The sequence below is a fragment of the Catellatospora paridis genome (assembly GCF_009720365.1).
Classification (GTDB): Bacteria; Actinomycetota; Actinomycetes; order Mycobacteriales; family Micromonosporaceae; genus Catellatospora; species Catellatospora paridis.
Window position 1 is genome coordinate 32,736 of the sequence record NZ_ML769328.1, and the last position, 10,927, is coordinate 43,662.

At 72.1% G+C, this 10,927-nt stretch carries 10 protein-coding genes and 1 pseudogene; 6 read left to right on the forward strand and 5 right to left on the reverse strand.

The genetic code is table 11. The features are described from left to right. Positions 1-15: 15 nt before the first annotated feature. Complete coding sequence (locus F9C41_RS29270; protein ID WP_155390047.1) at positions 16-1,143, forward strand: PP2C family protein-serine/threonine phosphatase; 1,128 nt, start codon at positions 16-18, stop codon at positions 1,141-1,143. On the opposite strand, the gene F9C41_RS41900 is transcribed toward F9C41_RS29270, so the two are convergent. Further along, entirely contained in the window at positions 1,140-1,274 is a 135-nt protein-coding gene (locus F9C41_RS41900; RefSeq protein WP_269058988.1) for a hypothetical protein, read from the reverse strand. The two genes, F9C41_RS29270 and F9C41_RS41900, sit on opposite strands and share 4 nt — an antisense overlap. Positions 1,275-1,535: 261 nt before the next feature. On the opposite strand from F9C41_RS41900, the gene F9C41_RS29275 reads away from it, so the two are divergent. Together F9C41_RS29275 and F9C41_RS29280 are read left to right on the forward strand one after the other, a co-directional pair. Further along, complete coding sequence (locus F9C41_RS29275; protein ID WP_155390048.1) at positions 1,536-3,371, forward strand: acyl-CoA dehydrogenase; 1,836 nt, start codon at positions 1,536-1,538, stop codon at positions 3,369-3,371. A 188-nt stretch (positions 3,372-3,559) separates the two neighbouring features. After that, a complete protein-coding gene (locus tag F9C41_RS29280) occupies positions 3,560-4,072 on the forward strand; it encodes a SixA phosphatase family protein (RefSeq protein ID WP_155390060.1) in 513 nt (170 codons plus the stop codon). A 139-nt stretch (positions 4,073-4,211) separates the two neighbouring features. Here the strand turns inward: F9C41_RS29280 and trhA are convergent, their stop codons facing one another. Continuing rightward, positions 4,212-4,892: a PAQR family membrane homeostasis protein TrhA gene (trhA, locus tag F9C41_RS29285; protein WP_155390049.1), complete on the reverse strand. Its 681-nt coding sequence runs from the start codon at positions 4,890-4,892 to the stop codon at positions 4,212-4,214. Between the two features lie 71 nt (positions 4,893-4,963). On the opposite strand from trhA, the gene F9C41_RS29290 reads away from it, so the two are divergent. Genes F9C41_RS29290 through F9C41_RS29300 form a run of 3 tightly spaced genes read left to right on the forward strand, consistent with a single transcriptional unit; the run spans position 4,964 to position 7,104 of the window. Further along, entirely contained in the window at positions 4,964-5,542 is a 579-nt protein-coding gene (locus tag F9C41_RS29290) for a 5-oxoprolinase subunit B family protein (protein ID WP_155390050.1), read from the forward strand. Further along, positions 5,535-6,386, forward strand: coding sequence for a 5-oxoprolinase subunit C family protein (locus tag F9C41_RS29295; RefSeq protein WP_155390051.1), 852 nt, complete (start codon positions 5,535-5,537; stop codon positions 6,384-6,386). Before F9C41_RS29290 ends, F9C41_RS29295 begins: the two co-directional genes overlap by 8 nt. Further along, positions 6,370-7,104 carry a LamB/YcsF family protein gene (locus tag F9C41_RS29300; protein ID WP_155390052.1) on the forward strand — a complete coding sequence of 245 codons (735 nt, stop codon included), beginning with the start codon at positions 6,370-6,372 and terminating at the stop codon, positions 7,102-7,104. The genes F9C41_RS29295 and F9C41_RS29300 overlap by 17 nt, the downstream gene beginning before the upstream one ends. 8 nt (positions 7,105-7,112) lie before the next feature. Here the strand turns inward: F9C41_RS29300 and F9C41_RS29305 are convergent, their stop codons facing one another. From F9C41_RS29305 to F9C41_RS40870, 3 genes and pseudogenes are all read right to left on the reverse strand, one after another. Then, positions 7,113-8,918, reverse strand: coding sequence for an NHL domain-containing thioredoxin family protein (locus F9C41_RS29305; protein WP_155390053.1), 1,806 nt, complete (start codon positions 8,916-8,918; stop codon positions 7,113-7,115). Between the two features lie 72 nt (positions 8,919-8,990). Beyond that, positions 8,991-10,277, reverse strand: coding sequence for an MFS transporter (locus F9C41_RS29310; RefSeq protein ID WP_155390054.1), 1,287 nt, complete (start codon positions 10,275-10,277; stop codon positions 8,991-8,993). 99 nt (positions 10,278-10,376) lie between these two features. Beyond that, positions 10,377-10,927: pseudogene (locus F9C41_RS40870) on the reverse strand (hypothetical protein); the annotation flags it as partial.

Genomic DNA, 10,927 nt, shown 5'->3' on the forward strand with positions numbered 1-10,927 from the left:
CGAAGTTGATCAGGCATGCTGGTTGCCGTACGCATACCACTTGCCCTGTCGGGCGGACGCCCGCTAAGCCCTGGATTCCGCGCCGGACTCGGCGCGGCCTTCGTGCTGCTCTTGTTGATCAGCGCGGTCGAGCTGGCCGACGGCCGGGAGGCCCGCTTCGTCGGCCTGATGGCGACGGTGCCGTTCCTCGCCGCGGTGTTCGCGCCGTGGCAGGCCGTGCTGGTCGCCGGCGGTGTCGCGACGGCGGTGGGCACGGTCTTCGCCTTCTTCGGCATGAGCCAGGACGATCTCTCCGCGTTCATCAACGTGATCGGCATCGGTCTGGCGACCGGCATCGCGGCGCTGGTGGCGGTGGTCCGCCAGCGGCAGGCCGAGCGCATCGCCGAGCTGGCCAAGCTCGCCACCATCGCCCAGCAGGCGGTGCTGCGCCCGCTGGGCCCGAAGGTGGGCACGCTGGCGGTGGCGGGGCGGTACATCTCCGCGACCGCCGCCGCCGACATCGGCGGCGACCTGTACGAGGCGCTGGACACCCCGTACGGCGTGCGCATGATCATCGGCGATGTGCGGGGCAAGGGTCTGGACGCGGTGCGCACGGCGAGCATCGTGCTGGGCTCGTACCGCCATGTCGCCTTCGAACGGGCCGACCTGCGCGCCATCGTCGCCGACCTGGACCGGGCCGTGGCCCGCAGCGTGGGCGACGAGGACTTCGTCACGGCCTGCCTGGTGGAGGAGCGCGGCGGCACGCTGACCATCGTCAACTGCGGCCACCCCGCGCCGATCCTTCTCCGGCGCGGCGAGGTGATCACCCTTGATCCGCCGTCGCCGGCGCCGCCGCTGGGCTTCATGCCGGTGGTGCGCAGCCGCGTGGAGCGGCTGGAGCCGGGAGACCGGTTGCTGCTGCTGACCGACGGCCTGGCCGAGGCGCGGCGGGACGGCGAGTTCTTCCCGATCACCGAGCGGGCCTGGAAGCTGCTCGGCCACGGCACCGTGGGCGACGGCCTGGCCTCGGTCGAGTCGGCGCTGATGGAGTGGGTGCACAACCGGCTCGACGACGACATCGCGCTGATCCTGATGGAGTACGCGGGCCCGTCGCAGCCCACCCTGGCGCCGGTGCCCAGCTGGGAACTCGGCGCGACGAACTAGGCGACCGAGGTGGACCGGCTGCGGCGGACCGCGAGGGTCAACGCGGGCAGCGCGCTCGGCGCCCGGTGGCGGCCGATGTAGCGGACCGGGTAGCGCGGCTCGAACATCAGCTTGCGCAGGTTCTCGATCATCTTTTCTTCCTCCCCCTGTGGCGGGCGGGGCGAGGGTGCCCGCGCGTCACCCGGAAGAACGACGTCGATGCGGAAAGGTTGCGCGACGCGGTGTGGTGACTTGCTTATGTCCGTTTTGAGGACTATGTCCGACCGGGTCGAGCCGGGAGATTTCACCTGGGTGTGATGTGAACTTCTCGGCAGTTCGCTTGCCGATGGTTACTGACGAGTAATACAGTCGGACTTACTGGTCGGTAACTGAATGCGCTGAGGGCGGGAAGAATGAGCCACTACCAGAGCAACTTGCGGGATCTTGAGTTCAACCTGTTCGAGGTCTTCGACACGCCCTTCGGCGAGGGTCACTTCGCCGACATCGACGCGGACACCGCGCGCAGCGTGCTGAGCGAGATCGATCGCATGGCCCGCGTCGACCTGGCGGCGAGCTACGCCGACGCCGACCGCAACCCGCCGGTCTACGACCCGGCGAACTACACCGTGACCATGCCGGAGAGCTTCAAGCAGTCCTTCAAGACCTGGATGGACTCGGAGTTCTGGCGCCTGGACCTGCCGCCCGCCCTCGGCGGCAGCTCCGCCCCGCGCACCCTGACCTGGGCGTTCGCCGAGCTGGTGCTGGGCTCGAACGCACCGGTCTGGATGTTCGGCTCCGGCCCGTCGTTCGCCCACGTGCTCTTCCTGGAGGGCACCGACGAGCAGAAGAAGTGGGCCGAGCTGTTCGTCGACAAGAAGTGGGGCTCGACGATGGTGCTCACCGAGCCCGACGCGGGCTCGGACGTCGGGGCCGGCCGCACCAAGGCGGTCAAGCAGGAGGACGGCTCCTGGCACATCGAGGGCGTGAAGCGCTTCATCACCTCGGCCGAGCACGACATGTCCGACAACATCATCCACTACGTGCTTGCTCGCCCCGAGGGCCACGCTGCGGGCACCAAGGGCCTGTCGCTGTTCGTGGTGCCGAAGTTCCACTTCGAGGCCGAGACCGGCGAGCTGGGCGAGCGCAACGGCGTCTTCGTCACCAACGTCGAGCACAAGATGGGCATCAAGGTCTCCACGACCTGCGAGACCACCTTCGGCGGCCACGGCGTCCCGGCCAAGGGCTGGCTCGTCGGCGAGGTGCACGAGGGCATCCGGCAGATGTTCCTGATCATCGAGAACGCCCGGATGATGGTCGGCACGAAGGCCATCGCGACGCTGTCGACCGGCTACCTCAACGCGCTCGCCTATGCCAAGGAGCGGGTGCAGGGCGCCGACCTGCTGAGGTCGACGGACAAGACCGCGCCGCGGGTGGCCATCACCAACCACCCGGACGTGCGCCGCTCGCTGCTGCTGCAGAAGTCGTACGCCGAGGGCCTGCGTGCCCTGGTCGCGTACACCGCGTACTGGCAGGACCGGGTCGCCATGGCCACGGCCGCGGGCGACGAGAAGGCCGCCAAGCGGGCCTCGGCGATCAACGACTTCCTGCTGCCGCTGGTCAAGGGCTGCGGTTCCGAGCGCGCGTTCGAGCTGCTCGGCTCCGAGTCGCTGCAGACCTTCGGCGGGTCCGGCTTCCTGCAGGACTACCCGCTGGAGCAGTACGTCCGCGACGCGAAGATCGACTCCCTGTACGAGGGCACCACCGCGATCCAGAGCCTCGACCTGGTGTTCCGCAAGATCGTGCGGGACAACGGCCGGGCCCTGATGTCAGTCGCCGGCGAGATCCAGGAGTTCCTCACCAACGAGTCCGGCAACGGCCAGCTCAAGGAGGAGCGCGCGTCGCTGGCCGCCGCGCTCGGCGACGTGCAGGCCATGCTGGGCACCTTCACCGGCTGGCTGGCCGAGTCGCAGGGTGACGACCCGCGCTCGCTGTACAAGGTCGGCCTGCACTCGCGCCGCCTGCTGCTCGCCATCGGCGACCTGGTCGTCGGCTGGCTGCTGCTGCGCCGCGCCGAGGTCGCGCTGCGCAAGCTGTCCGGTGAGCCGGGCACCGACCAGGCGTTCTACACCGGTGTCGTGGCCACCGCGCGCTTCTTCTCGCGCGAGGTGCTGCCGCGGCTGGGCTCCGACCGGCGCATCGTCGAGCTGGCCACGCTCGACGCGATGGACCTGGACGAGGCCTCCTTCTGACCCCACGGGGTGCGGCTCCGGCCGCGCCCCGCACCCATCCCACGAATAGGTGAACGGCGCCCCTCGCCACGCGGCAAGCGTGCGGGGGCGCCGTTCCCGTGGGCGGGGTCGGCCGGGTGCCGGGTTGTTATCGCCGAAGTTGGGATGCGCAACCGCGCCGCTTGCGGCAAGCTGGGCACATGGCTCCGCTGACCGGCGCCGCAACGCGCCCACGCACTCTGGTGCTGCTGCGTCACGCCAAGGCCGACCGTCCGGCCGGCATCGCCGACACCGATCGCCCGCTCACCGACCGCGGGCACGCCGACGCAGCCGCGGCCGGCGCCTGGATGGTCAACCATGGCTACGTGCCCGACCTCGTGCTCTGCTCCCCGGCCCGGCGCACCCGCCAGACCTGGCACGGGGTCGCGGTCGCGCTGGCGGGCGCCGGGTCGCCGGTGGTCCGCTACGAGCGTTCGCTGTACGAGGGCGCGCCCGCCGAACTGCTCGCCCTCATCCGGTCCGTGGAACCCGAGTTCCGCACGGTCCTGATCATCGGGCACAACCCGACCATCTCCCAGCTGTCCGAGCAGCTCGACACGGGCGGCGGCGAGGTCGACTCCGACGGTCTGCGCACCTGCGGCATAGCCGTCCACCAGCCCGAAGCCGACTGGCCCGACACCGACACCGCCAAACTCGTCGCCGCCCACACCGCCCGCGCCTGACCGCACGCCCGCGCCCGCCGCGCTCCTGGCCGTAACTCTTAAAGAGTTGCGGCCTCAGGAGCTGGGTGAAGGCGCGACTCTTAAGAGTTGCGGCAGCGTGGGGGCACGCCTTCGCGTCCGGGCGGGGTGGCGGGGTGGGTCAGGCGAAGAGGGCGAAGTAGATGGCGATGTGGTGGCAGATGGCGGCGACCAGGGTGCAGGCGTGGAAGAACTCGTGGTGGCCGAAGACGGTGGGCCAGGGGTTGGGGCGGCGGAGCGCGTAGAAGACGGCGCCGACGCTGTAGGTCAGGCCGCCGATCACGAGCAGGACCAGCGCGGTCACGCCGCCGTTGTGCAGGATGTCGGGCAGCACGGCCACCGCGACCCAGCCCAGGGCGAGGTAGAGCGGCGCGGACACCCAGCGTGGCGCGTGCGGCCAGATCAGCGACATCGCCGCGCCGCCCAGCGCGCCCGCCCAGACCAGCGCCAGCAGCAGCGCGGCCTTCCCCGACGGCAGCAGGAGCAGGCAGAACGGGGTGTACGTGCCCGCGATGAAGATGAAGATCATGGCGTGGTCGAGCCGCCGCATGGTCTGGTAGCCGCGTTCGCTCCAGACCCGCCGGTGGTAGAGCCCGCTGACGCCGAACAGCCCGCACACGGTCAGGCTGTAGACCGCCACGCTGATCACGGGCGTGCCACCGGGCCGGAACGCGGCGATGGACACCAGGACGACGCCGCACACCAGGGCGACGAAGAAGGCGTACGCGTGCAGCCAGCCGCGCATCCGCGGCTTGCCGATGTCGACGGGGCGCAGACGTTGCGGGGTGGCCGTGCCAGTCATGCCCCCTAGGCTACGGCACCGTAGGTTACTGGCGCGTAGCCTCCGGGAGTGAGGCCGGTAACATCTGCGTCGTGCTGGTCAGAAGGTACGGCTGGGACGGCTTGCTGCTGGAGGTCGACGACCCGGCAGCGTGGTTCCGCGCGCTACGGGCGGCCCGCGAACGCGGCGCGCTGAGCTGCGAGGAGATCGTGCCCGCGGCCCGCACCGTGCTGCTGCGCGGGGTGCTGGGCGAGCCGCGCTGGGCCGACCTCGCGCCCGCCGCCGCGCCGCCCGCGCCGCCGCAGCGCGTGGACGTGCCGGTGCACTGGGACGGGCCCGACCACGACGCCGTCGCGGCGGCCTGGCAGACCGACCCGGCCCGGGTGCTCCGGGAGACCGTGTTCACGGTCGCGTTCTGCGGGTTCGCGCCCGGGTTCGGCTACCTGACCGGGCTGCCCGAGCGGCGCTGGCTGCCTCGGCTGGCCAGCCCGCGAACGCGGGTGCCGGCGGGGTCCGTCGCGCTCGCGGGGCCGTACGCCGGAATCTATCCGCGCAGCTCGCCCGGCGGCTGGCAGCTGGTCGGCCGCACCGAGGCGGTCCTGTTCGATCTCGACCGGGACCCGCCCGCGCTGCTCGCGCCGGGCACGCTCGTGAGGTTCACCGATGCTTGAGGTGCTGGCTCCAGGCCCGCTGGCGACCGTGCAGGACCTGGGCCGGGTCGGTTACGCGGAACTCGGGGTGACGCGGTCCGGCGCCCTCGACGCCGGCGCGCTGCGGCTGGCCAACCGGCTCGTCGGCAACCCGGAGAGCGACGCCGGGATCGAGTTCACGTACGGCGGCGCGACCCTGCGGGCGCACACGTCCGTCTGGTGCGCGCTCACCGGCGCGCCCGCACCCCTGTCGGTCGACGGCCGGCCGGCGCCCTACGGGGTCGCGTTCGGGCTCCCCGCGGGCGCACGCCTGGAGATCGGACTCCCGCGCCACGGCATCCGCAGCTACCTCGCCGTGTCGGGCGGCGTCGCGGTCCCGCCGGTGCTCGGCTCCCGCAGCACCGACACGCTCTCCGGCATCGGCCCCGATCCGCTGCGGTCAGGTCGGGTCCTGCCGGTCGGGCCCGTACCGATCGGGGCGGGCGGATACGGGGTCGACTTCGTTCCGGCGAGCGCGCCGGGAGAGGAGATCCGGCTGCGGGTGCGGCTCGGGCCACGCGGCGACTGGTTCAGCGATGCCGGTGAGCTGCTGCGACATGCGTACACGGTGGGCCAGGGTGACCGGATCGGGGTGCGGTTGGACGGGCCGCCGCTGGCCCGAGCCGTCTCCGGCGAGCTGCCCAGCGAAGGGCTGCTGGCCGGGGCGATCCAGGTCCCCGGCGACGGGCGGCCGCTGGTGTTCCTCGCCGACCACCCGACCACCGGCGGCTACCCGGTCGTCGGGGTGGTCCACCCCGCCGATCTCGGGCTGCTCGCGCAGGCCCGTCCAGGCACTAGGGTGTTCTTCCATGGATCTCAACGCTGATCTCGGTGAGGGTTTCGGCCGCTGGGAGCTCGGTGACGACGAGGCCCTGCTCGACGTGGTGACCAGCGCCAACGTCGCGTGCGGCTTCCACGCCGGGGACGCCGCGACGATGCGCCGCACCTGCGAGCTGGCCGCCCGCCAGGGGGTGGCCGTGGGCGCGCAGGTCGGCTACCGCGATCTGGCCGGCTTCGGCCGCAGATTCATCGAGTACGAGCTCGACCAGCTACGCGACGAGATCATCTACCAGGTCGGGGCACTGCAGGCGCTGGCCGCGACCCAGGGCGCCCGGGTGCGGTACCTCAAACCGCACGGCGCGCTCTACCACGCGACCGCGCACATCGACGCGATCGTCGAGGCGGCGCTGGCCACCGGGCTGCCGGTGCTGTGCGCGCCCGGCTCACCGCTCGCGACGGCGGCCGGGGACGCGGTCGTGCCGGTCTACGCGGAGGGGTTCGCCGACCGCGCCTACCGGGCCGACGGCACCCTGCTCCCGCGCAGCAAGCCCGGCGCGGTCATCACCGACCAGGAGGAGGTGGTGGCCCGCGCGCTGCTGATGGCGGTGGACCAGCGTGTCATCGCGCTGGACGGCACCGTGCTGCCGCACGCCGTGGACTCCATCTGCCTGCACGGCGACACCCCCGGCGCGGTCGCCCTGGCCCGCGCCGTCCGCGAGGCCCTCCAGTACGCCGACGTCCCCCTCCGCCCCTTCCTCGCCTGACCGCCGGGTCAGGAGTCGAGGCCGCGGAGGATGAGGGGAAGCCGGTCGGGGCCGTCCGGGGTGATCACGATGGGGACGCCCCAGTCCTGGCGGGTGAGGTGGCAGGCCGGGAACTCGGCGTCGGCGTCGCAGGTCGCCGCCTGGGCCACGACCTGGAGCACGCCCTGCGGCACGGCCGGGTTGAGGACCAGCTTGCGGGACAGGTCGGTGGTCACCCCCGCGCCTTCGAGCAGCAGCTCGGCGGGGGAGGCGGACACCTCCAGCCGGGTCGGGTCACCGAAGCTGCGATCCAGCTTCTGCCCCGGCGCGGGCGTGAAGATGACGTCCAGCGTGACGCTGCCTGCGGCCAGCGGCGACGGCGGCCGCTCGACCTTGTGCCGGCCGCCGTCCACCAGCCCGGCCGCCGCGGGCGCGAGCCGGACCAGCCGGTGCGCGGCCGACTCGACCACGATCACGCTGCCGTCCGCGTCGAGCACGACGTCGCTGGGCTCGGCCAGGCCGCTGTCGACGGTGGACACCGTGCCGTCCTGCCAGCGCCGGACGGCGCCGTTGTACGTGTCGGCGATCAGCACCGAGCCGTCCGGCAGCGCGCACACGCCCAGCGGGTGCTGCAGCAGTGCCTGGTCGGCGGGGCCGTCCACGTGCCCGAAGTCGAACAGGCCCTGGCCGACCGCGGTGTGCATCTGCCCGCCTTCGATCCAGCGCAGCGAGCTGGTCTCCGAGTCGGCCAGCCAGAGCCGGCTGCCGTCGGGCGAGGTGGACAGGCCGGACGGCTGCGCCATCCACACCTGGTCGAGCGCGCCGTCACGCAGCGCCTCGACGGTGGTGCCCGCGTACAGGCCGACGGTCCGCTTCACCGGGTCGAACCACCACAGCGTGTGGGTGCCCGCCATGGCCACGATCACCTTGCCGTCGTACCAGGCGACGTCCCACGGCGAGGACAGGTCCATGGAGCGGGCGTCGTGGGAGTGGTCGTCCAGGCTGGAGCGCCACTGCCGGCCGGTGCCCGCCACCGTGGTCACGGCCAGGTCGCTCAGGCGTACGCCGCGCAGCAGGTGGTTCACCGTGTCCGCGACGACGACGTCGTAGCCGACCAGCGCCGCCACCTCGGACGGCAGCAGGCACATGCCCTGGGGCTCGGAGAAGCTCGCCTCCGCGGGGCCGCCGTCGGCCCGCCCGCGCCCGCCCGAACCGATGCGCCGCAGCACCGCAGACAGGTCCTGGTCCAGCACGGCCAGGCTGTGCCGGGCCGAGTCCGAGACGAGCAGGGTGCCGTCGGGCAGCGGCAGCGCCTTGCCCGGAAAGCGCAGCAGGCTGTCGCTGGGCGGCGGGGGCACGAACGGGCCGTCGCCGCGGTGCAGCGTGCCCTTCGCCTCGTGTACCGCGATCAGCTCGTCCAGCAGGCGGCTCAGCCCGTCGGCGTGGCCCTCGCCGGCCATGTTCGCCACCACGTAACCCTCGGGGTCGATCACCGAGAGCGTCGGCCAGGCCTTGGCGGCGTACTGCTGCCACATGTCCATGGTCGGGTCGTCGAGCACCGGGTGGTCCACGCCGTAGCGCTCGACCGCCGCGGCCAGCGCCTCCGGGTCGCGCTCGTGCTCGAATTTCGGCGAGTGCACCCCGATGATCACCAGCACGTCGGCGTACTTCTGCTCGAGCGGGCGCAGCTCGTCGAGCACGTGCAGGCAGTTGATGCAGCAGAAGGTCCAAAAGTCCAGGATCACGATCTGGCCGCGCAGGTCGGCCAGCTTGAGGTCCTTGCCGCCGGTGTTCAACCAGCCTCGTCCGCGCAGCTCCGGCGCCCGTACCCGCATCACGCCATTCTGCCCGATCATGCGGGGAGCGGCTCGGGGGCGGGGTGTGACGTGGCTTGCCGCCGGGCGAGGTCAGGCCGGAACGGGCGCCGGAGCCACGGGCGCGGCCGGCTCGGCGAGGCGGCCGTCCTGCTCCGGGGTGATCAGCTTGCGCAGCGACAGGGCCACCAGCGAGGCGGCGAGCGTGCCGACGGTGACCAGCGCGATCCACACGCCGCCCAGCCCCGCGCCGAGCAGCGGGCCGGCGCTGACCGGGGCGACGATCGCGGACATGCCCCACACCATCGAGGAGAGCGCGTTGTAGCGGCCGCGCAGTTCGTCCGAGGCGAGCACGTTGACCAGGGCGGGGCTGACCGGGGACAGCATCGTCTCGCCCACTGCGAAGATCGCGCCGAACAGGATCACGATCACCGCGCTCAGCACGGCGTTGCCACCGTCGACGTAGCCGGCCAGGCCGAGCACCAGCCAGGCGGTGCCGAACACGCCGCCGACCGCGGCCAGCGCCCGGGTGCGGCTGCGACCCTGGAGCTTCTTGATGACGAGCAGCTGGGCCAGCACGATCACGATGGTGTTGGCGGTGAAGGCGTACCCGATGATCTGCGGGGTGACGCCCGCGACCTTGGTCGCGAAGCCGGTGAAGCCGACCTCCAGCTGCGCGTATCCGGACACGGTGAGCAGCACGCTGAAGATGATCAGGCGGCGGAACGGCTTGTGCCGCAGCACCTCGGCATAGCCTCGCTTGCGGCCGTTCGCGTTCAGGGTCGGCGTCTCCACGAGGCGCCGTCCCACCCCGGGCAGGGTCAGCAGGATCAGGAACGGTCCGGCGTAGCAGAGCATGTCCAGCAGGTAGATCAGCTGGAACGTGCCCGGCCGGGCGGTGTCCACGATGGTGCCGGCGGTCGCCGATCCGATGCCGATGCCGAGGTTGAGCAGGGCGAACTGCAGACCGAACACCCGCTGCCGCTCCTGCTCCCCGGTGATCGAGGTGAGGATGGTGTTCTGGCCCGCCCAGATCGTCGACGCGCCCAGGCCGCTCAGCGTCAGCGCCGCGGCCGCCTGCCAGGTGTTGCCGACCAGCGCGAGGGAGCCGACGCCGACCGCCTCGATCAGCAGTGCGGGCATGACCACCCGGCGCGCGCCGAACCGGTCGATCAGCGAGCCCGACAGCGGCGAGACGGCCAGGGTGAGCAGGCCGAACCAGCCGATGAGCAGGCCCACCGTGGTGCCGGACAGGTGCCGCACGTCGGTGAGGTAGATGAACAGGAACGGCAGCGTCAGCCCACGGCCCAGCGCGGAGAAGAGGGTGCCGACGAGCATCCGGCGTGCTTCGGGCCTCGCGGGTAGGGCGTCGCGCAACATGCGCCCAGTCTGGTGGCCGGGTGTGACGTCACGCGAACGAAATAGAAGGCCCTGTGGTCAGCACCACAGGGCCTTTCATCACTTACGAGTGCAGGACTGTCACGAGGTCGGCGTGGCCGCAGGCTCCGAGGGCGCCGTCGACGGCTGCCCGCCGTTCCCGGAGTTCGGCACCAGGCACAGCACCTTGCTGCCGACCGTGACATGCGGCTGCGTCTTGTCCGTGCACTGGTCCTTGCTGTCAGCCACCGACTCGACCTTGTAGGTCTGCGGCTCGGTGCACGCCGAGGCGACGGCCACGTCGCCCGACTGCTTGAGGCAGTCGCCGACGCCGAACGTCGGGGCGGCACCATCGTCGCCGTTGAGCAGCTTGTCCACGCCGATCAGGACACCGAAGGCCACGGCCAGCAGCAGCGCGCAGCCCACGACCACCATGATGATCACGCGCCCGCTGCGGACCGGCTTGATCTCGAGCGCACCGGTGCCGGTCTCGTCGGGCTTGAACTTGTCGAACTTCGACTGGTCCTGCGCCGCCTGCGGCGGCGAGTCCAGCGGCGGGCGCTGGCCGGGCACCACGCCCGTGCCGGGCGGGGGACCGGACGGGCGGGCCGGCGGCTGCACCGGGCCGCGCGTCGGCGGGCCGGCCGGCGCCG